The sequence below is a fragment of the Sphingomonas alpina genome (assembly GCF_014490665.1).
Taxonomy (GTDB): Bacteria; Pseudomonadota; Alphaproteobacteria; order Sphingomonadales; family Sphingomonadaceae; genus Sphingomonas; species Sphingomonas alpina.
In genome coordinates, this window is sequence record NZ_CP061038.1 from 5,073,143 (window position 1) to 5,092,187 (window position 19,045).

Sequence of the window (19,045 nt, forward strand, 5' to 3'; positions counted from 1 at the left end):
TCATCTTGGCGCGGGCGCGAACAACAGGCAGGTCGGGCTCCCGGTGGTCATCACCGGCACTGGCGGTGCGAGCCGCCCGGTCGCCGGGTCGATCGCCAGGCGGCTGATCGAATCGCTGTCTTCATTGGCAACGAACAATGCCCGTCCGTTCGGCGCGACCGCGAAGAAACGCGGCGTCCGCCCGCCCGATATCTGCCAGCTCCCCACGCCGAGCCGGCCGGTCGCCGGATCGACCGGAAAGCTTGCGATCGTGTCGCTGCCACGGTTTGAGGCGAAGACATGCCGGCCATCGGGCGACACCGCGATTTCGGAGCCCCGGCTATTGCCGGTGAAATCATCGGGCAGGGCGGAGACGATCTGCAGCGGTGTCAGCGTGCCCCCTGCCGCGTCGACCCGCGCGGCGACGATGGTCGAACTCAACTCGTCCACGACATAGGCAAAAGGCAGGGCGGGGTGAAAAGCGAGATGACGCGGCCCGGCGCCTTCGCGCGACAGCATCGGTGCGCCGGCCGGCTGCAGTTTGCCCGACGCATCGAGCCGGAAGGTGAAGACCCGGTCGAGGCCCTTGTCCGGCACCCCGATCAGCGCGCCCTTCGGGTCGAAGCAGATCTGGTGCGGCTTGGCGAAGGGTTGTTCGATGCGGTGCGGTCCGACCGGCCCGGTCAGCGCCACAAGGTCGCACACTGGTCCGAGCCGCCCGTCATCACCGATTGGCAGCACTGCGACATTCGATACGAACCCGTCGAGTGTCAGGTGGTTGGCGACGAGCAGGAACTTGTTGGTCGGATCGACAGCGAGATGCACCGGATTCTTGCCCTGGCAGGCTTGCTTGCCGAGAAAGCGGAGCATGCCGGTCTTCGTGTCGATCGCAAAGGCACTCACCTCGCTGCCGTCGCCATGGACTGCAAACAGGAAACGGCGTTGATGATCGAACGCCAGGAACGCGGGGTTGACGATCCCGTCGAGCGACTGGACGATCTGCCACAGCCCGTCCGGCCGGATCCGCGCGACGGTGATGCCGTTGCCGCGCGCATTGCGCTCCCGCGTCGTGCGGCAGCCGATATAGACGAGCTGGTCGGTGGTGGTCTTGTCCATCGCTAATCCTCCCGCGATCAGCCGGCTGGTGCCGAGCGCCGTGACCGCCAGCATCGCCGAGCCCAGCATGGTGCGGCGCGCGATCCCCGTGGCGGCGCGCGGCGCTGATGCTATACGCTTGTCGATGCCCTTGCCCGCCAATCCCGTTCCGATCCGCTTCGCTATCGCTTGCGCGCTCATTTGCATTTTGAATGCGCAAAAGTCTATAGGTAATTCGATCATGAGGACGAGATGACCGACAGGCTGGCCGATCGCGTCGCGCGACAGATCATCGAGCATGTCCGTGCCCGCGCGTTGCCCGAGGGCACGCATCTCGCGGCGCAGGAGCTCGCCGACCTGTTCAAGGTGTCGCGCGCGCCGGTGACCGCGGCATTGCGCGCGCTCGAACAGGCCGGCGCGGTGCGCTCAATCCCCAATCGCGGCTTCTTCGTCGCCGCTACCGATGTGGTGCCGCTGCCGCCCGAGGGACGCGACGGCGAGGACGATCTCTACAACGCGATCGTCGACCAGCGCCTGGCCGAGACGCTCCCCGACAAGGTCAGCGAGAATGAGCTGATGCGTCATTTCGGCGTGACCCGTGCGCGGCTGCAACGCACCCTGGCGCAGATCGCCGACGAGGGCTGGGTCGAGCGGCTCCCGGGCCATGGCTGGCAATTCAGCACCACGCTGCACACCGCCGAATCCTACGAACAGGCCTATCGCTTCCGTGGCATGATCGAGACCCAGGCATTGCTCCAGCCCGGCTATACAGTGGTGCCCGAGGAACTGGCGCGGCTGCGCGCCGAACAGCAAGGCCTGCTCGACGGCACGATCGAGGCGCTGCCGCGTGCGCGCCTGTTCGAGCTCAATTCGGGCTTCCACGAAACTATCATCAGCTGGTCGGGCAATCCCTTCTTTCTCGATTCGCTGCGGCGCATCAACCGCCTGCGCCGGCTGATCGAATTCCGCGTCACCGGCGACCGCAGCCGGCTCGACCAGCAATGCCGCGAGCATCTCGCTTTGCTCGATATGCTCGAGCGCGGCGACCTCCTGATTGCTGCCGAATTCATGCGTGGCCATCTGGTCCATGCGCTCGCAGTCAAGGAGCGAGCATTGCAGCGTTTCATCGAATAATTGCACTTTGCATTTACATAATGTAGTCGTGCCGCGATCTATCGGGGGACGACCATGCAGCCTGCCATCGCAGCCGATCACGAAACGCTGGAGCGGAGCGTGCCGCGCAAAGTGTTCTGGCGCATCATCCCGTTCTGCTTCGCGCTGTACGTCATCTCCTATATCGACCGCGCCAATATCGGGTACGCAGCGCTGCAGATGAACGCCGAGCTCGCGCTGTCGAGCCAGGCATTCGGCTTTGCCGCCGGCGTCTTCTTCATCGGCTATTTCCTGTTCGAAGTGCCGAGCAACATGGCGCTGCTGCGCTTCGGCCCGCGCAAATGGATCGCACGTATCCTGCTCAGCTGGGGCGTGGTCTCGATCCTCACCGCGTTCGTGCAGACCGCGATGCAGCTTTATGTGCTGCGCTTCCTGCTCGGCGTGGCGGAGGCCGGCTTCTTCCCCGGCATCATCCTCTATCTGACCCTGTGGTTCCGCACCAAGGAGCAGGCGACGGTGATCGCGCTGTTCACTGCCGCGATCCCCGTCTCCTATATTCTGGGCGGTCCGCTCAGCACGCTGATCATGGAGCATATCCGCTGGTTCGGCTTCAGTGGCTGGCGCTGGATGTTGTTCCTCGAAGGGCTGCCGGCTATCCTTGGCGGCGTGGCGACCTATTGGCTGCTCACCGACCGGCCCGATCAGGCGCGCTGGCTCAACCCGGCCGAACGCGACTGGCTCGCCGCGGAAATGGCGAGCGAACATGCGCCCGCCGCCGGACGCCGCACGCTCGGCACGCTTGCCGCGATCACCCATCCCAAGGTGCTGTATCTGGCCCTGGTCTATTTCGCCTATCAATGCGGCAGCCTCGGCGTCGGCTATTGGCTGCCGCAGATCGTGCGCGGACTGTCGAGCGAGGCGTCGACCTTCGAGATCGGGCTGATCTCGACCTTCCCCTATGTCGTCGCCACGATCGGGATGGTGCTCTGGTCACGCCATTCGGACCAGAAGGGTGAGCGTTTCCTGCACACCGCGCTGCCGCTGCTTGCCGCGTCGCTTGCGCTCGGCGCGATCGGGCTGGCGACCAACACGGTATTCGCGGTCGGGCTGGTCACCGTCGCGCTGACCGGCCTGTACGCGTTCAAGGCGCCGTTCTGGGCCTTGCCCGGTCTGTTTCTGTCGCGCGGCACTGCGGCGATCGCGATCGCCGCAATCAATTCGATCGGCAATCTCGGTGGCTTTGCCGGCCCCTATCTGATCGGGGTGATCAAGGACGCGACCGGCAGCGCGATGGCCGGGCTGATCTTTCTCGCGATCCTCACCTTCATCGCCTTCGTCATGATCTGGTTCGAATGGCTCGGCTCGGATTCGCGGATGCAAGGTGAATGAGCATGCCACGGTTGCTCGACTTGCCCGAGGCGATCGGGTTGGCGGTGCTTGGACGCCTGCCCTGGGTGCACCGCATCCTGATTGAGAACCTTCTTCGCCGCAGCGCCGGCGATCCCGCCGCCATGGCGACGCTCGACCGCTGGCTGGCCGACGGCGGCAGCGATGCGGAGATACCCTTCTACCCGGCGCGGATCATGATGCACGACACGACCTGCGTGCCGGCCCTGGTCGATCTCGCCGCCGCGCGCGATGCGGTCGCGGCGGCCGGCGGCGATCCGCGCGCGCTCGACCCGGTCGTGCCGGTCGATGTGTCGACCGACCATTCGATCGCGGTCGATCATTTCGGCACGCGCGATGCGATGCGGCGCAATCTGGCGCGCGAAGCGGCGCGTAATGGCGAACGCTTCCGGCTGATGAAATGGGCCGACCGGTCGATGGCGAGCCTGACCGTCCATCCGCCCGGCACCGGCATCATGCACACGCTCAACCTCGAACGGCTTGCCAGCGTCGTTACGGTCGAGCGGCGCGATGGCGAGGAATGGCTGATCCCCGACACGCTGATCGGCACGGACAGCCACACGCCGATGATCAACGGCATCGGCGTGCTCGGCTGGGGCGTTGGAGGCCTTGAGGCGGAGGCGGCGATGCTCGGCGCGCCGGTGATGCTGCGCGTGCCGCGTGTGGTCGGGGTCGAACTGACCGGTGCGCTCGGTGAATGCGTGCTGGCGACCGATCTCGCACTGGCCGTCACCCACCGCCTGCGCCAGGTCGATCTCGCCAATCGCTTCGTCGAATTCTTCGGCCCCGGCGTCGCCGCACTGTCGGCGGGTGAACGCGCTGTCGTCGCGAACATGGCCCCGGAATATGGCGCAACCACAGCCTTTTTCCCGATCGACCAGCATACGCTCGACTATCTCCACGCCACTGGCCGCGACCCTGCCGCGATCGACCGCGTGCGCGACTATGCGCAGACCCAGTCGCTCTGGTTCGATCCGGCGGCGCGGCCCGCTTACGACCTGGTGATCGCGATCGACCTGTCGGCGGTCACGCCCTCGGTCGCGGGCCCGTCGCGGCCGCAGGACCTGCTGTCGCTCGATCGCATCGCCGCAATGCTGCCCGCGCCGGCGCCGCAGACCGACCCGGTCATCCCGCACGGCGCAGTCGCGATCGCCGCGATCACCAGCTGCACCAACACCAGCGACCCACGCCTGCTGATCGCGGCCGGCCTGCTGGCGCAGCGCGCGCGGCGCGCCGGCCTGACGACGAAGCCGTGGGTGAAGACCTCGCTGGCACCCGGCTCGCCGTCTGCCGCCGGCCTGCTCAAGCGTGCCGGATTGCTCGAAGATCTGGAGGCACTGGGCTTCGCGATCGTCGGCATCGGCTGCACCACCTGTATCGGCAATTCCGGTCCCCTTGTGCCAGCGATGCGCGATGCGATCGAGCGCGGCGCGGCTGCGCCGGTCGCGATCCTGTCGGGCAATCGCAATTTCCCCGGCCGGGTCCATGCCGATATCCAGGCGAGCTTCCTCGCCTCGCCGCCTTTGGTCATTGCCTTTGCGCTGCGCGGCGATGCCACCGGCGATGTCGCGCGCGATCCCGTCGGCACCGGCAAGGATGGCACGCCGGTCTATCTCGCCGATCTCTGGCCGAGCGGGGCGGAGATCGATGCCGCGCTGGCGCTCGCGGCCGACCGCGGCGATGTCCAGCATGCCTTTGACCTTGCCGAGCAGAACCCGGCCTGGCGCGATCTCGACGCGCCGTCGGGCCCGCTGTTCGACTGGGATCCGGCCTCGACCTATCTGCGTCCGCCGCCCTTTGCCGGTGCGGGCGCACACCGCGTGCCGCAATCGATGCGCCTGCACCCGCTGCTCGTACTCGGCGACGATATCACCACGGACCATATCTCACCGGCCGGCGCGATTCCGTCGGGCAGCGATGCGGCAGGCTGGCTGGTCGATCGCGGCGCCGATCCCGCGGACCTCAATGTCTATGCATCGCGGCGCGGCAATTGGGAGGTGATGCTGCGCGGCCTGTTCACCAACCCGGCGGTGCGCAATTTGCTCGCCGACGATCTGCCCGCCGGCTGGACGATCCACGCCCCGAGCGGCGACCGGCTGCCGCTCTGGCAAGCCGCACAAGCCTATGCCGCGGCAAGCGAACCGCTCGCGATCGTAGCCGGCGACCGCTACGGCATGGGTTCATCGCGCGACTGGGCTGCGAAGGGCGCGTGGCTGCTCGGCGTGCGCGCGGTGATCGCGTCCAGCTTCGAGCGCATCCATCGCAGCAATCTGATCAACCTGGCGATCTTGCCGGTCGAGGTGCCGCGCGAGACCGCGCTGGCGTTGCGCAAGTTGCGACCGGGCGATCGTCTCGCGATCGACCTCTCCGCGCCGCTGTCGCCACGCGGCGCACTGCCGGTCGCACTGCACTGCGCCGATGGATCGATCCAACCAATTCCCGCCCGCGCGGCGATCGAAACGCAGAGCGAAGTGGCAATGCTGATGGACGGCGGCCTGCTCCCAGCGCTGGTCAGCCGGCTGATCGGAGCGAGATGAGGTCTATTCCCAACCGTCATCCCCGCGAAAGCGGGGATCCCGCTGCCTGGCCCCGCACTCAGAAGAAGAAGCGGGATTCCCGCTTTCGCGGGAATGACGGCACCTATTTGGCGTGTCGGTCGCAACAGATTGAAGCCCGGTAAATCAACCCCGCCCGATCCGCGACCAGACCGATTTGGCGATCTGCACATCCTGGATCGCCACCCCGGTCAGGTCGGCCACCACAATCTCGTCATCGCCAAAATCGATCGGTGCAGTGAGCAACTCGCCCAGTTCGATCAGCGCGCTGCCGTCGATCAGCCCGGCGGCGATCGCGCTCGCCGTGTCGCCATGATCGATACACTGCACGCGCGAATCGACCACGATCCGCGCCTGCGCCATCAGCCCGGCGGCGATCTCGTTCTTGCCCGGCATATCCGCCCCGACCGCGACGATCCGCATCCCCGGCCGCGCCATCTCCACGGTGAGATGCGGCACGGTCGATGGCGTGGTGGTGACGATCAGGTCAGCGCGCGCGGCGAGTTCGGGCAGCGATACCACCTCGCCGCCGACGGCGGCCGCACGGCCCGGATCGCGCGCCCAGACCAGCAGTTCTTCGATACCCAAAGTACGCTGAATTGCGCGTGCCTGAAGCTTCGCCTGGCTGCCCGATCCAATGATGCCCAGCACCTTGGAGTCGCGCCGCGCGATCGCCCGCGCGGCGATGGCCCCGCCCAATGCGGTGCGCAGATCGGTCAGCTGTCCCTCGTCATGCAGGATCGCCTGCACCTCGCCGGTCACGGCGCTGGCGATGGCGATAAAGCCATTGCCGCTGTTCAGGCCGATCGCCGGATTGCGATAAAAGCTGGTGGCGACCTTGATCGCGAAGATATCATCACCGCGCAGCGATGCGCCCTTCACATGGCAATCGCCCAGCGCATCGGGAAATTGCAGATGGCCGACCGCCATCACATCAGCACCCCCGGCGCTGAAGCGGCGAAACCCGTCCTCGATCAATGCCGTGATCTCATCCTCGTCGATCGCGGCGAGAATCTCGGGCAGGGCGACAATCCTCATGCGCCGGTCCTCAACCGCGCAAGTTCGCCGTAAATGGTCGCGCGGCTGATGCCGAGGATCGCGGCGACATATTCGGGCGCGCGCTTGCCCTCGAACCCGCCATTGACGAACAGCGCCTCGATCAACGCGCGCCGCCCGGTCCGGTCGAGCCGCGCGATGGTGGTTGCCTGTTCCGCGGTCCAGGCGGCGATGAAGCGGTTGATCCGCTCATGCCAATCCTCCTTGAACAGCGCGATCGCCGAGTCGGTCGATTCCGCCGCGCCCAGGAAACCGTGCAGCATGCGCCGCACCGCGTCGAACTCGGTCACATCGGCATTGATGCACATCAGCCCGATCGGGAGCAGCGCCGCATCGCGCAGCACGATCGAGATCGACTTGATCAGCCGCCCGTCGAAATTGATCTTCTCGTACGGCCCCAGCACATCGACATCATCGGCAAAGCGGCTACCCTTCAGGTCGGACGGATCACCGACCTTGCGCGGCGAGAAGGGATTGACCACGCACGCTACACTGTCGCTCGCCAGATCATGCACCGCCACTTCGACGAACGGCGTGAACAGCGCAGCAATGCCCTGTGCCACCGCGAAATGCGGCCGCAGCGGCGATGCCGCGACCAGATCCGCTGTCGATTTTTCGGCGCGCTTGTGCATTCCGGTCATCCTGACTAATAAGTCCAGATTAGACTTATGATCCAAAGATTGCCGACGCGCAAGGAGAACCCCCGATGACCAGCCTGTTCAACCGCATCCTCGACGCGCATGCCGGCATCCGTCCGCAGGTTCCGGTTTCGACGCTCGAACGCAGCGCGGCGCTCTCTCAATCGCTGGGCTGCGAGGTGCTGCTCAAGACCGAGCATCTGATGCCGACCGGATCGTTCAAGGTGCGCGGCTCGGCCAACAAGATCCGCACGCTGGGCGAAGCCGCGCGGGGCGGGGTGATCACCGCCTCGACCGGCAATCACGGCCAGGGCGTGGCGCGTGCCGGCAAGCTCGCCGGCGTGCCGGTCACCGTCTATGTCGGCAACACCACCCCACCATCCAAGATGCGCGCGATCGAGGCGCTTGGCGCGGAACTGGTCGTGCTCGACGGCCCGGCGCTGGATGCCGAGATCGAGGCGCGGCGGCAATCCGAACTGCAGGGCAAACCCTATGTCGCGCCCTATAATGATGTCGATACGATCGCGGGACAGGGCACGCTTGGCGTCGAACTGGTCGACCAGGCGCCCGATCTCGATGCAGTGTTCATCTGCGTCGGCGGCGGCGGTCTGATCGGCGGGGTCGGCACCGCGCTCAAGCAATTGAGCCCGAAGACCCGGATCATCGGCGTATGGCCGGCGGCATCGACCTGCATGCTCGACTCGCTCAAGGCCGGCGAGATCATCGAGACGCCCGAATCCGACACCTTGTCCGACGGATCCTCGGGCGCGATCGAGCCGGGATCGGTGACCTTCCCGATCTGCCAGGCGGTGATCGACGAGACGCTGACGGTCAGCGAAGTCGAGATCGCCCGCGCAATGCGCCGCATTGCCGAGGGCGAGCGCTGGATCGTCGAGGGATCGGCCGGTGTGGCGCTCGCCGGGCTGATCCAGACCGCCGAGGCGTGGCGCGGAAAGAAGGTCGCGGTGGTGCTGTGCGGCCGCAACGTCGCGCTGCCGACCTTTCTCGGGGCGATGGAATTGGCCGCGCAATAACTTCCCCTTCTGCTTCCCCGGCGAAGGCCCGGGCCCAGTTGAAGGCCGTTTGTGATGACGCGAAGCGCATATTTACTACTGCCTCCCAACTGGGCCCCGGCCTTCGCCGGGGAAGCAGAAGATTAGAAGCAGATGACTCTAGGTAACTCTTCTTCGTCATACCCGCGAAAGCGGGTATCCCGCTGCCTTGCCCCGCACTGAGAAGAAGAAGCGGGATTCCCGCTTTCGCGGGAATGACCGGGTGGTTCAATCAGATCTCAACCCACTCTAGAAGCAGTGGAAGATGACATCCCCAAGAAAGGCGATCACCGACACAAGCCGTGACAGGTCGGTGACGGCATTGCACGATACGGACTCAAAGGGGGAAATATTCCCACGCACTGACCGTCGGTCCACGGACCGGCAGAGATAGAGAGGAATATCGATGCGCTACGTCCGGATGCCGATCGAAGTCGAATCGCCCGAGGAATATGGCTATGGCCGGATCCGCTATAATCTGTCGGAAAGCTCGGTCGCCGATCGCAGCGTCGCCGGGCTCGGCCTCACTATTCCCGACCTGACCCTGCTGTATGGCGAGCATCGCGGAGGGGGCGAGCTTCGCCGTCTGATCGCGGAGACGAGCGGCGGCGTCGTGGCCGATGATGTGCTGGTCACGGTCGGCGCGGCGGGCGCCCTGTTCATCATCGCGACTGCGCTGCTCGGCGCCGACGACCATCTCGTCGTGGTTCGCCCGAACTATGCGACCAATCTGGAAACACCGCGCGCGATCGGCTGCGCCGTCACGCATGTCGAGCTCGATTTCGAAAGCGGCTTCCGTATCGACCCGCAGGCGATCGCTGCCGCTGTGACGTCGAAGACCCGGATCATCAGCGTCACTTGCCCGCACAATCCGACCGGCACGATGCTCAGCGCGGTCGAACTGGGCGAGCTTGTCGCGCTGGCCAAAGCCAGGGGCTGCTATCTGCTGGTCGATGAAACCTATCGTGACCTGTCGTTCGATGGCCCGCTGCCGCTTGCTGCCTCGCTTGGCGAACATGTGATCAGCGTTGCCTCGCTGTCCAAGGCGTACGGCGTGCCTGGCATCCGCATCGGCTGGATCATCACCCGCGATACCGCGCTGCAGGAACGCTTCCTGGCAGCGAAGGAGCAGATCAGCATTTGCGGCAGCGTGATCGACGAATGGGTCGGCGAACAGATCCTCACGCGACGCGACGAACTTCTCACCCCGACGCTCACCGAAATGCGCCGCCGCCGCGACCGGGTGACCGAATGGATCGCAGGCGAGGACTTGCTCGACTGGGTCGCGCCCTCGGGCGGCGTGGTCTGCTTCCCGCGGATGCGCAGCGAGCCGCGCGGCGGCACAGATGCTTTCTACAAGCGCCTGCTGGAGGAGCATGGCTGCTATGTCGGCCCGGGCCATTGGTTCGAATTGCCCGACACCTATTTCCGCCTCGGCTATGGTTGGCCGACCGCGGAGGAACTCGAGGGCGGGCTGCAGGCGATCTCGGCGGCGCTGCGCGGATAGAGTCACCCTCCCTTTGGAGGACCACCCTATCCCCGTTCGCCCTGAGCCTGTCGAAGGGCCGTTCTTCTTTCTCTGATGTCGGAGAAGAAGGGCGGTGCTTCGACAAGCTCAGCACGAACGGGGGCAGGTAACCTGGCTTGAAACCGGCGATTCAATTGTGGCCGGGATCGTGAGACAGAAACCGGACGGAGCGTCTGACGGCGTCCCGCTCGGCTCTTTCTCATCGTTGCAAAAACCAATGCCACAGGCTGGCTGTTATCGCCGGTTTCGCTGGCTGATAGCTGGCTGATAGCTGGCTGATAGCTGGCTGATCGTTGGCTGTTATGCTGGCTGTTACCTGGCTGTTACCCGGCTGTTATTACTAATCGCCCATTCTACTCCAAGCCAATGAAACAAGCCGAAATCCCCGGACCAGCCCCCAACATAACAGCCAGCAAAAATAGTTTTCCGGAATTAACAGCCAGGAACAGCCAGCAATATCGACCGGCGCTAGCGTTTCACCGGCGCGATCCGGTCGAGAAACTCGCTCACCTTGGCCAGTGCCTGGCGGTTGACCGCATCGTCCGGCCCGCCCTTCGGCACCTTCGCGAAACCATGCGCAACGCCGGGATACAGCACCATCTCGACCGGCACGCCCGCGGCCTTCAGCGCATCGTTGAGCTGCACCGATTGTTGCGGCGACACCGTCACATCGGCGGTGCCGTGCTGGATCAGGAAGGGCGGGTCTTTCGCGTCGATATAGCCGAGTGGACTGGCCGACCGGGCGAGGCCAGGCGGGCAGTTGCCAGGCCCGCATCCAAGATAGGCATACTGCGCCTTGCTGACCGCGGACGGCGGACCTTCGAAATCGATCAGCCCGTACCAGTCGATCACGCCCTGCACGCAAGGCGGCAATGCCGTGACGCCCTTTGCCGCCGGCGGCTGCAGCGCGGGCGCGTCGCAGCCGGTGCCGATCAGGGTCGCGATCTGCCCGCCGGCCGACGATCCCCACAGCACCACATGCGCGGGGTCGATGTCGTATCGTGCCGCATGCCCGCGCAGCCACTGGATCGCGCTGCCGACGTCCTGCACCGCGCCGGGGAACTTCGCTTCGCCGCTGAAGCGGTAATTGACGCTGGCGACGACATAACCGCGTGCCGCGAAACCGGCGAGTACGGCCGGGAAATCGCGAAACTCGCCGCCATCGCGTGCGGTGCGGTGCAGCCACGCCCCGCCATGTACGAACACCAGCACCGGATGCGGCCTACCCGCTTTCGGCGGCAGGTACAGGTCAAGCGTCAGCGGGCGGAAGCCCGACAGCTCGGCATAAGTGACATCGCGCTGGCTTTCGACACCGCCGGGATAGGGGATGGCGGGGGTGGGGAGATAGCGCGATTCGGCATCGTCGCGCTGTGCCATGGACGGGGCGGTGGGCAGCGCCAGCGCCGCGATCATGGCCGATACGAACATCCTCATCGCCGATATCCTTTCCGCTTTCGGCACCGCTATCGGCGCACGCCGCTTTCATCATGCTGTCATAGCGATTGCGCGACAGGCAGATGACAGCGAGACGCGTCGATAACGGCTGGTCACACGGACCGGGATCGGGTTGCTATAGTGCAGCCCGACACGATCAGGGGGAAGATGCTGGCATTACTGGCCTTTATCATGGTCGGCACGTTCATGACGCTGATCATGACGAAGCGGATGTCCGCGCTGGTCGCGCTGATCCTGATTCCCACCCTGTTCGCGATCGGCGCCGGCTTCTCCCAGGGGCTGGGCGAGATGATGGTGCGCGGCGTGATCGAGCTCGCGCCGACCGGCGTGATGCTGTTGTTCGCGATCCTTTATTTTGGGCTGATGATCGATGTCGGGCTGTTCGACCCGTTGATCCGCCTGATCGTGCGGCTGGTGCATGGCGATCCGATGCGCATCCTGATCGGCACCGTCGCGCTGGCGCTGACCGTGTCGCTCGATGGCGACGGCACCACCACCTACATGATCACCGTGTCCGCGCTGCTGCCGCTTTACAAGCATATGAAGATGGACCTGCGCATGCTCACCTGCCTGCTCATCATGTCGAGCGCGGTGATGAACATCGCGCCCTGGGGTGGCCCGACGGTACGCGCCGCGACCGCGCTGCATGTCGATCCGCGCGAATTGTTCGTCGGCCTGATCCCGGCGATGATCACCACCGCGGCCTGGACTTTCTTTGTCGCCTGGATCTTCGGCCGCCGCGAACGCCGCCGGCTTGCCGCGCTGGCGCTCGACGACGACAATGAACGGATCACCGCGCAGGAAGTGATCGACGAGGAGATTGGCGGCGACACGAGCATGCGGCGCCCGAAGCTGTTCTGGTTCAACCTGCTGCTCACCATCGGCCTGCTGGTCCTGCTGATCGCCGGCACGCTGCCGCTGGTGGTGATCTTCATGCTCGCCTTCGCGATCGCCGCGATGGTCAATTATCCCCGGTTGCAGCAGCAGAAGGAGCGGATTTCGGCGCATGCCGGAAACGCGCTCGGCACGGTCAGCCTGATCTTCGCCGCCGGCATCTTCACCGGCATCCTGTCGGGGACGAAGATGGTCGATGCGATGGCGGGGTCGGTGATCGACATCATCCCGCCTGCGCTGGGGCCCTATATGGCGCCGATCACCGCTTTGGTCAGCATTCCCTTCACCGTGCTGATCTCGAACGACGCCTTCTATTTCGGCATGTTGCCGGTGCTCGGCCAGACCGGCGTGCAATATGGGCTGACCCCGATGGAGCTGGCGCGCGCATCGCTGATCGGCCAGCAGATTCATCTGCTCAGCCCGCTGGTCGCCTCGACCTATCTGCTCGTCGGCCTCGCCGGGGTCGACCTTGGCGATCACCAGCGTTTCACCTTCCGCTGGGCGCTCGGCTCCTGCGCGGTGTTCATGGTGACCTGCCTGCTTCTCGGCGTGTTTCCCTTCTTCAAGGGATAGCTGGCACACTCTTGAGACAATTACCGTCTAGGTGCAGTCGTGAAGAGTGCGACTGGAGTGGTCATGCGGCGTGTGAGTTTTTTCCTGTTCCTGATGTCCACCACCATGGCGGTACCGGCGTTCGCGCAGGACGCGCCGCCGGAGCAGCAGAACGTTGAGACTGATTCGCCCGCCGATGACTCCGACATCATCGTCCGCGGATCGCGCAACCTGCCGGGATCGGTAATCGGCGATATCCCGCCGGAAAAGCAGATCGGTGCGGCGGAAATCCGCTCCTATGGCGTCAGCTCGATCTCCGACCTGCTCGACGAACTGGCGCCGCTGACGGGGAGCGGCCGCGGCAGTGGCGGTGCGCCGGTGGTGCTGCTCGACGGCAAGCGCATCTCGGGCTTTACCGAAATCCGCGACATCCCGACCGAGGCGATTCAGCGGGTCGAGATCCTGCCCGAGGAGGTTGCGCTGAAATATGGCTATCGCGCAGACCAGAAAGTCGTGAACGTGGTGCTGCGCCGCCGTTTCAAGGCGACGACGCTCGAGGCGGCCGACCGCGCGGCGACCGCGGGCGGGCGCAACACCGCACAGGGCGATGCCGACCTGCTCAGCATCCGGCGCGGCGGGCGGTTTAACCTGCACTTGAAATATCAGGGCAGTTCGGCGCTGACCGAGGCCGAGCGCGACATCAATCCGCTGCCGAGCCAATTCTCGACCCAGGGCAATATCGTCGGTGTGCGGAGCGACACCAATCCCCAGGGCGAGATCGACCCCGCACTAAGCGCGCAATTCGGATCGCCGGTAACAGTGGCGGGCGTGCCCACAGGTGCGGCCTCCGGCATTCCGTCGTTCGGCGACTTCCTCGCCACCGCCAATCGCCCGACGGCCAGCGATCCGCGCCCTTATCGCACCTTGCTGCCGTCGAGCAGCAATTTCAGCGCGAATGCGGTCTATGCCCGAACGATCTTCGGCAATGTCTCGGCCACGCTGAACGGCGAACTCGAAACCAGCGACAGTATCAGTACCAACGGGCTGCCCGGTGTGTCGCTTGGGCTTGCGGCCGGCAATCCCTTTTCGCCCTTCGCGACCGACGTGACGCTCAACCGCTCGCTCGACGCCTTCTCGCCGCTCAGGCAGCGCAACTCCACTGTCTCCGCCCATCTCGGCACGACGCTCAACGGCGCGATCTCGACCTGGCAATGGTCGCTGACCGGCACCTATGACCGCAGCGAGAACAGGACGATCACCGATACCGGCGTCGATACCGCGGCATTCCAGGCGCGGCTCAATGCCGGCGATCCGACCGCCAATCCGTTCGGCCCGCTCGGCCTGACGGAATTTGGTGCCGGCCGCGCCAATCGCGCTTATGCCACTTCGAACAATCTCGATGTCGATGCCCTGTTCACCGGCAGCCTGTTCAAGCTGCCGGCCGGCGCAGTCGCGACGAGCATCCGCGTTGGCGCGCAGAGCAACGATTTTTCCAGCCGCACCTATCGCGCCGACATCGTGTCGCCGGGCCAGGTGTCGCGCGATATCGTCAATGGCCAGATCAATGTCGACCTGCCGATCGCCAATAAATCGAAGGATGTATTGAGCGCGCTCGGCAAGCTGTCGGCCAATGTCAATTTTGCCGCGGACCATCTGTCGGACTTCGGCACGCTGACCACCATCGGCTATGGTGCCAACTGGTCGCCGGTCGAGGGCGTGCGAGTGATCGTGTCACATACCGATCAGGACAATGCACCGACCGCGCAACAGCTTGCCAATCCGCAGATCATCACCCCCAATGTGCGCGTGTTCGATTATCTGCGCGGTGAAACGACGACGGTGTCGATCATCTCGGGCGGGAATGCCGATCTGCGGGCCAATAACAGCCATGTGACCAAAGTCGGGCTAACGCTCAATCCGTTCAGCAAGACCGACCTGACCCTGACTGCCAGTTATGTGAAGAGCCGAACCGACGATCCGACCGCCTCCTTCCCCTCGGCCAGCGCGTCGCTCGAGGCGGCGTTTCCCGGTCGCTTCACGCGCGATGCGACCGGGGCGTTGATCCGGGTCGACACGCGTCCGATCAACTTCGCGCGCAGCGAGCGATCGGAACTGCGCTGGGGGATCAACTTCTCCAAGAGCCTCAAGTCGAAGATCCAGAAAGAAATCGAGGCGTTTCGCGCCGGCACCGGGCCCAATCCGTTCGAAGGTTTGAGGCGGCCGGGGCAGGATGGCGATCGCGGCGGACGGCGGGGCGGCGACGGGGCAGGGGGTGACCGGCCGGATGGCGGTGCGCCCGGCACCACTGCCGATGGCGGTACCCCCGATGGCGCCCGGCCGCGCTTCGGCGGCGGGCGTGGCAGCGGAGGCGGCTTTGGTGGTCGCGGCGGCGGTGGTGGCCGGGGCGGCGGGCGGCTGCAGTTCGGCATCTTCCACACCTGGCACTTCACCGACAAGGTGCTGGTCGCCGATAACGGGCCAAGCCTCGACCTGCTCAACGGCGATGCGATCGGTAGTGGCGGCGGCCAGTCGCGGCATGAGGTGCAGCTGCAGGCCGGTTACACCAACAATGGCGCGGGCTTGCGGCTGTCGGGCAATTATCGCAGCGGCACGCGCGTCAATGGCGGCACACCCGCCGCGCCCGAGCCGCTCGCCTTTTCCGCGCTGACCACTCTGAACGTGCGGTTGTTCGCCGATCTCGGCCAGCGGCTCGAACTGCTCAAGAAGCATCCCTGGCTGCGTGGCACGCGGATCACCTTGTCGTTCGACAATGTGTTTGACAGCCGCCAGCGCGTGACCGACGTGAATGGCGAGACGCCGATCAGCTACCAGCCCGACTATCTCGACCCGCTCGGCCGCACCGTGCGATTGAGTATCCGCAAGCTGTTCTGACCTTAGGCCGCGAAGGTTTCCGCCGGGATCGAATACAGGACATCCGCCTTCGCCGTCGCCGCTGCCTTCAGCCCCATCGCTTCCGGCACGATCTGCGCGACATAGAATCGCGCCGCGGCCGTCTTCATCGCCAGGAAGGCAGGGTCGCCATCCGACGTCGCTGCGATCCGGCCCTGCCGCTCCATCAGCCAGCCGCATACCGCGGTCGAGAGCATGGTCAGGAAGGGATAGCTCGCGGCGAGTTTGTCATCCGCGTCGAGCGTCATCAGGCCGCGGCCAATCTCCTCGCAGGTGTCGATCAGCGTGATCAGCCCCTGATCCTCCGCCTCGGCGCGCATATCGGCGATCAGTTGCGCGAATACAGCTCCATTAGCGAGGCCGAGCTTGCGCCCGACCAGATCGGCGGCCTGGATGCCGTTGGTGCCTTCATAGATCGGGGTGATGCGCGCCTCGCGGAACAGCTGCGCTGCGCCGGTCTCCTCGATATAGCCCATGCCGCCATGGACCTGGATGCCGAGCGAGGTGACCTCGCAGCCGATATCGGTGCCATGTGCCTTGGCCAAAGGCGTGAGGATCTCGAGCCGGTCCTGCGCGCCGGCCTCGCCGAGCGCGGCACGATCGACCTGTGCTGCTGCGAGATAGACCAAAGCACGAGCCGCCTGGGTCTGCGCCTTCATGCGCAGCAGCATGCGGCGGACATCGGGATGCTCGATGATCGCGACCGACTCGCGGCTGGTGGAACCTGCCCGGGCCGACTGGATCCGCTCGCGGGCATAGCCGACCGCGGTCTGGGTCGCGCGCTCGGCGATCTGCACGCCCTGCAGCCCGACATTGAGCCGCGCATTGTTCATCATCGTGAACATCGCGCGGATGCCGCCAAATTCGCCGCCGATCAGCTCGCCGATGCAATCGTCATTGTCGCCGAAGCTCAGCACGCAGGTCGGCGAACCATGCAGGCCCATCTTGTGTTCGATCGACACCACCCGGACATCGTTGAAGTCGCCCGGCGTGCCGTCCGCGTTCAGCCGGTATTTCGGCACCAGGAAAAGCGAGATGCCCTTGGTTCCGGCCGGCGCGTCGGGCGTGCGGGCGAGGACGAGGTGGACGATGTTCGGCGCCATGTCGTGATCGCCGAACGAAATGAAGATCTTGGTGCCCTTGATCGACCATTTGCCGTCGCCGAGCGGCTTCGCGCTGCTGCGCAATGCGCCGACATCGGATCCGGCCTGCGGCTCGGTCAGGTTCATCGTGCCGGTCCATTCGCCGGTCGCGAGATGCGGCAGATACAGCGCCTGCTGTTCGGGCGAGCCGTGATGCGCCAGCGCCTCGATCGCCCCGACGGTCAGGGTCGGTGCAAGCGCGAAGCTCATATTGGCGCCGCCCAGCGTGTCGAGCACTGCGGTCTGGATCGCGAAGGGCAGGCCCTGGCCGCCAAACTCCTCCGCCACGCCGATTGTGCCCCAGCCGCCCTCGACATAGTCGTGATAGGCCTTCACGAACCCGTCGGGCATGACCACGCCTTCGGGCGTCCATTTCGCGCCGACCGTATCGCCTGCGCGGTTGAGCGGCGCCCATTCGCCCTCCGCCAGCTGACCGACGCCGTCGAGCACCGCGTCGACCACATCGGACGAGGCAGCGGCGAAGCGTTCGCTTTCCGCCAGCTCGCCGATGCCGACGATATGATCGAGCACGAAACGCTGGTCTGCGGTGGCTGGCGTGAACACGGGGGCAGGTCCTCTTATCTCTCAGGCTTCCTGCGGCTATAGCGCGCCCGATGACCGTTCCAAGCCCAACGATGACGACTCGCGTCCTGCACTATGGCGCTGACGCGATCGCCGAGGCGTCGCAGCTGATCGCGGCGGGCGGAATCGTCGCCGTCCCGACGGAGACGGTATACGGCCTTGCCGCCGACGCGACCGACGCGCGCGCGGTCGCCGCGATCTACGCCGCCAAGGGCCGACCGAGCTTCAATCCGCTGATCGTGCATGTGCTCGATCTGGCCGCGGCGCAGCAGTTGGCGGTGTTCGACGATATGGCGCTGCGGCTGGCCGAGGCGTTCTGGCCCGGCCCGCTGACCCTGGTCCTGCCGCTCGCCAGGGATGCGCCGGTCGCGTCGCTGGTCACGGCCGGCCTGTCGACCATCGCGATCCGCATGCCTGCGCACCGCGCGATGCGCGCGCTGCTCGCCGCGACGGGCAAGCCGCTCGCTGCGCCGTCCGCCAATGCGAGCGGCGGGATCAGCCCGACCCGCGCGACGCATGTCGTGGCCAGCCTTGGCGGGCGAATTCCGCTGGTCATTGACGATGGTGCGACCGAGGCAGGGCTGGAATCGACGATCGTGGGCATAGCGGGCGGGCTGCGGATCCTGCGGCCGGGGCCAATCACCGAGGACGCTCTTCATGATCTCTTTCCCGGCGAAGGCCGGGGGCCAGCTCCACCGTCCGCCGTTACTGGACCCCGGTCTTCGCCGGGGAAGCCGCCAGTGACCGCGCCCGGTCAGCTTGAAAGCCACTACGCGCCCAGCAAGCCGCTCCGCCTCAACGCCACGTCCGCAAATCAAGGCGAGTGGCTGATCGGCTTCGGAGCGATCGCCGGTGACGAAACCCTGTCGGAGAGCGGTGATCTTGGCGAAGCCGCAGCGCGGCTGTTCGATTTGCTCCACCGTGCGGATGCAAATGACCGCCCGCGGATCGCGGTCGCGCCGATCCCGCACGATAGTCTCGGTATTGCAATCAATGACCGATTGCGCCGTGCGGCACACCGCGATTGAGCATCTTTACGAAGTCGCAACGATAGGTCATCTTCTTCCGCGCAAGATATAAGGGGAGA

The 19,045-nt window shown here is 65.6% G+C and carries 14 protein-coding genes; 9 read left to right on the forward strand and 5 right to left on the reverse strand.

Annotated features, from left to right (window positions below):
- Complete coding sequence (locus H3Z74_RS23775) at window positions 1-1,275, reverse strand: lactonase family protein (protein WP_229726780.1); 1,275 nt, start codon at window positions 1,273-1,275, stop codon at window positions 1-3.
- 51 nt (window positions 1,276-1,326) lie between these two features.
- Here H3Z74_RS23775 and H3Z74_RS23780 point away from each other — a divergent pair, with 51 nt between their 5' ends.
- From H3Z74_RS23780 to acnA, 3 genes are read left to right on the forward strand one after another with little or no spacing between them, the layout of a single operon-like run.
- Window positions 1,327-2,208 carry a GntR family transcriptional regulator gene (locus H3Z74_RS23780; RefSeq protein WP_187761918.1) on the forward strand — a complete coding sequence of 294 codons (882 nt, stop codon included), beginning with the start codon at window positions 1,327-1,329 and terminating at the stop codon, window positions 2,206-2,208.
- A 54-nt stretch (window positions 2,209-2,262) separates the two neighbouring features.
- Window positions 2,263-3,576 (forward strand): MFS transporter, encoded by a 1,314-nt coding sequence (locus H3Z74_RS23785; RefSeq protein ID WP_187761919.1) that lies wholly within the window; start codon window positions 2,263-2,265, stop codon window positions 3,574-3,576.
- The gene (gene acnA, locus H3Z74_RS23790) at window positions 3,573-6,131 is read left to right on the forward strand and encodes an aconitate hydratase AcnA (protein WP_187761920.1); all 2,559 of its coding nucleotides are present in this window, start codon (window positions 3,573-3,575) and stop codon (window positions 6,129-6,131) included. The genes H3Z74_RS23785 and acnA overlap by 4 nt, the downstream gene beginning before the upstream one ends.
- A 144-nt stretch (window positions 6,132-6,275) precedes the next feature.
- Here the strand turns inward: acnA and H3Z74_RS23795 are convergent, their stop codons facing one another.
- Both H3Z74_RS23795 and H3Z74_RS23800 read right to left on the reverse strand, forming a co-directional pair.
- Window positions 6,276-7,187 (reverse strand): Rossmann-fold NAD(P)-binding domain-containing protein, encoded by a 912-nt coding sequence (locus H3Z74_RS23795; protein ID WP_187761921.1) that lies wholly within the window; start codon window positions 7,185-7,187, stop codon window positions 6,276-6,278.
- On the reverse strand, window positions 7,184-7,837 hold the full coding sequence (locus tag H3Z74_RS23800) for a helix-turn-helix transcriptional regulator (protein WP_187761922.1): 654 nt from the start codon (window positions 7,835-7,837) through the stop codon (window positions 7,184-7,186). The genes H3Z74_RS23795 and H3Z74_RS23800 overlap by 4 nt, the downstream gene beginning before the upstream one ends.
- Before the next feature lie 74 nt (window positions 7,838-7,911).
- Between H3Z74_RS23800 and H3Z74_RS23805 the strand changes: the two genes are divergently transcribed.
- A complete protein-coding gene (locus tag H3Z74_RS23805; RefSeq protein WP_187761923.1) occupies window positions 7,912-8,877 on the forward strand; it encodes a threonine/serine dehydratase in 966 nt (321 codons plus the stop codon).
- A gap of 424 nt (window positions 8,878-9,301) precedes the next feature.
- Window positions 9,302-10,402 carry a pyridoxal phosphate-dependent aminotransferase gene (locus H3Z74_RS23810; protein WP_187761924.1) on the forward strand — a complete coding sequence of 367 codons (1,101 nt, stop codon included), beginning with the start codon at window positions 9,302-9,304 and terminating at the stop codon, window positions 10,400-10,402.
- A gap of 489 nt (window positions 10,403-10,891) precedes the next feature.
- Here the strand turns inward: H3Z74_RS23810 and H3Z74_RS23815 are convergent, their stop codons facing one another.
- Window positions 10,892-11,857 carry an alpha/beta hydrolase gene (locus H3Z74_RS23815; RefSeq protein WP_187761925.1) on the reverse strand — a complete coding sequence of 322 codons (966 nt, stop codon included), beginning with the start codon at window positions 11,855-11,857 and terminating at the stop codon, window positions 10,892-10,894.
- Between H3Z74_RS23815 and H3Z74_RS24700 the strand changes: the two genes are divergently transcribed.
- The 3 genes from H3Z74_RS24700 (at window position 11,835) to H3Z74_RS23825 (ending at window position 16,216) form a co-directional block, all read left to right on the forward strand.
- Entirely contained in the window at window positions 11,835-11,963 is a 129-nt protein-coding gene (locus H3Z74_RS24700; RefSeq protein WP_261300264.1) for a hypothetical protein, read from the forward strand. The genes H3Z74_RS23815 and H3Z74_RS24700 overlap by 23 nt on opposite strands.
- A gap of 62 nt (window positions 11,964-12,025) precedes the next feature.
- A complete protein-coding gene (locus H3Z74_RS23820; protein WP_187761926.1) occupies window positions 12,026-13,345 on the forward strand; it encodes a CitMHS family transporter in 1,320 nt (439 codons plus the stop codon).
- 63 nt (window positions 13,346-13,408) lie between these two features.
- Window positions 13,409-16,216 (forward strand): TonB-dependent receptor, encoded by a 2,808-nt coding sequence (locus tag H3Z74_RS23825; RefSeq protein ID WP_229726781.1) that lies wholly within the window; start codon window positions 13,409-13,411, stop codon window positions 16,214-16,216.
- A 2-nt stretch (window positions 16,217-16,218) separates the two neighbouring features.
- Here the strand turns inward: H3Z74_RS23825 and H3Z74_RS23830 are convergent, their stop codons facing one another.
- On the reverse strand, window positions 16,219-17,940 hold the full coding sequence (locus tag H3Z74_RS23830) for an acyl-CoA dehydrogenase (RefSeq protein WP_187761927.1): 1,722 nt from the start codon (window positions 17,938-17,940) through the stop codon (window positions 16,219-16,221).
- A 50-nt stretch (window positions 17,941-17,990) separates the two neighbouring features.
- On the opposite strand from H3Z74_RS23830, the gene H3Z74_RS23835 reads away from it, so the two are divergent.
- A complete protein-coding gene (locus H3Z74_RS23835; protein ID WP_187761928.1) occupies window positions 17,991-18,986 on the forward strand; it encodes an L-threonylcarbamoyladenylate synthase in 996 nt (331 codons plus the stop codon).
- The last annotated feature ends 59 nt before the right edge of the window (window positions 18,987-19,045 follow it).

Excerpts from the sequence above, each read along its gene's own strand:
- H3Z74_RS23780 (WP_187761918.1), top strand. The coding sequence starts at position 1,327 with ATGACCGACAGGCTGGCCGATCGCGTCGCGCGACAGATCATCGAGCAT.
- H3Z74_RS23810 (WP_187761924.1), top strand. The coding sequence starts at position 9,302 with ATGCGCTACGTCCGGATGCCGATCGAAGTCGAATCGCCCGAGGAATAT.
- H3Z74_RS23820 (WP_187761926.1), top strand. The coding sequence starts at position 12,026 with ATGCTGGCATTACTGGCCTTTATCATGGTCGGCACGTTCATGACGCTG.
- H3Z74_RS23815 (WP_187761925.1), bottom strand. The coding sequence starts at position 11,857 with ATGAGGATGTTCGTATCGGCCATGATCGCGGCGCTGGCGCTGCCCACC.
- H3Z74_RS23785 (WP_187761919.1), top strand. The coding sequence starts at position 2,263 with ATGCAGCCTGCCATCGCAGCCGATCACGAAACGCTGGAGCGGAGCGTG.
- H3Z74_RS23825 (WP_229726781.1), top strand. The coding sequence starts at position 13,409 with ATGCGGCGTGTGAGTTTTTTCCTGTTCCTGATGTCCACCACCATGGCG.
- H3Z74_RS23835 (WP_187761928.1), top strand. The coding sequence starts at position 17,991 with ATGACCGTTCCAAGCCCAACGATGACGACTCGCGTCCTGCACTATGGC.
- H3Z74_RS23775 (WP_229726780.1), bottom strand. The coding sequence starts at position 1,275 with ATGAGCGCGCAAGCGATAGCGAAGCGGATCGGAACGGGATTGGCGGGC.
- H3Z74_RS23800 (WP_187761922.1), bottom strand. The coding sequence starts at position 7,837 with ATGCACAAGCGCGCCGAAAAATCGACAGCGGATCTGGTCGCGGCATCG.
- H3Z74_RS24700 (WP_261300264.1), top strand. The coding sequence starts at position 11,835 with ATGGCCGATACGAACATCCTCATCGCCGATATCCTTTCCGCTTTCGGC.
- H3Z74_RS23795 (WP_187761921.1), bottom strand. The coding sequence starts at position 7,187 with ATGAGGATTGTCGCCCTGCCCGAGATTCTCGCCGCGATCGACGAGGAT.
- acnA (WP_187761920.1), top strand. The coding sequence starts at position 3,573 with ATGAGCATGCCACGGTTGCTCGACTTGCCCGAGGCGATCGGGTTGGCG.
- H3Z74_RS23805 (WP_187761923.1), top strand. The coding sequence starts at position 7,912 with ATGACCAGCCTGTTCAACCGCATCCTCGACGCGCATGCCGGCATCCGT.